1 protein-coding gene is annotated in these 1432 nt (G+C 63.0%); it reads left to right on the top strand.

Going from position 1 to position 1432, the window contains the following annotated elements; genetic code table 11:
* Positions 1-78: 78 nt before the first annotated feature.
* Positions 79-1395 (top strand): IS256 family transposase, encoded by a 1317-nt coding sequence (locus AOP78_RS14625; RefSeq protein ID WP_062206474.1) that lies wholly within the window; start codon positions 79-81, stop codon positions 1393-1395.
* Positions 1396-1432: the final 37 nt, after the last annotated feature.

Raw genomic sequence — 1432 nt, 5'->3', positions numbered from 1 at the left:
CGGGTCTGTCAGGAATTTTGTGTAAGTGGCTCGGCGTGATGCCGCGGATTCAATCCGTGGTGGAAGGAGCATCGCGTCATGGAGTCATCTTTCGAGGAAGCCTGGGAGTCGTCGGCGGCGGACGAGTCGGCTGCGTTGGAGCGGCCGGGGCGGGAGCCTGACATCGTCGCTTTGGCTGAAGAGCTGGTGGCGTCGGCGACGGATCGTGGGATCGCTTTGACGGGCGAGGGCGGGTTGCTGACGGCACTCACGAAGCAGGTGTTGCAGCAGGCGCTCGAGGCGGAGATGTCGCACCATCTGGGCTACGACCGGCATGATCCGGTCGGCCGTAACCGCGGCAACTCTCGCAACGGATCGACGCCGAAGACCGTCACGACTGAGATCGGGAAGGTCACGGTCGACGTGCCCCGTGATCGGGAAGGCTCGTTCGAGCCGCAGGTGGTCCCGAAACGCCAGCGCCGGCTGGCGGGTTTCGACGAGGCGGTGATCAGCTTGTATGCCAAGGGCATGACCACGGGCGATATCGCCGCCCATTTGGAGGAGGTCTACGACACGACCGTGTCGCGTGATCTGGTCTCGAGCGTGACGGCGAAGGTCGCTGAGGAGATGCGCACCTGGCAGAACCGACCGTTGGATTCGGTCTATCCGGTGATCATCATCGACGCGATCGTCCTCAAGGTCCGCTCGGGCACGGTCGCGAACCGCCCGGTATATGTGGCGATGGGTGTCAACATGGACGGCTACCGCGAGGTGCTGGGCATGTGGGTGGGACCGTCCGGCGGTGAGGGCGCGAAACAGTGGATGACGTTGCTGACGGATTTGAAGAACCGTGGCGTCCAGGACGCGTGCATCGTGTGCTGCGACGGGCTCAAGGGCTTGCCGGACGCGATCGGCGCGATCTGGCCCGAAGCGATCGTGCAGACCTGCGTGGTGCATCTGGTGCGCAACAGCCTGAGGTACTCGTCGCAGAAGGACTGGCAGAAGATCACCAAGGGCCTGCGATCGATCTACACGGCCGCGAACGCGAAGGCCGCCGAGGCAGAGTTCGAGACGTTCGCCGAGCTGTGGGGTGAGAAGTATCCGGCGATGATCGCCTCGTGGAAGAGCGCATGGAGCGAGTTCACTCCGTTCCTCGCGTTCCCCCAGGAGGTTCGCACGATGATCTACACGACCAACGCCATCGAATCCCTCAACGCACGATTCCGTGCCGCGACCAGGCGACGCGGGCACTTCCCTGACGAGCAATCGGCGCTCAAGGTGCTGTACTTGGCTGCAAAGCAGCGAAGCACCTCCAGTCGGGGCTTCGATCGCAATCCTGGAGGGCGAGTGAATAACTGGAAATCGGTCCTGAACGTCCTGTCGCTGACCTACGGCGACCGGCTGAACATCAACTAAGCCGATGACCACTTACACAGAAAACCCGACAGACCCC

This window comes from Demequina salsinemoris, from assembly GCF_000974805.1.
GTDB lineage: Bacteria > Actinomycetota > Actinomycetes > Actinomycetales > Demequinaceae > Demequina > Demequina salsinemoris.
This window is presented reverse-complemented; position numbering and strand designations above follow the sequence as displayed.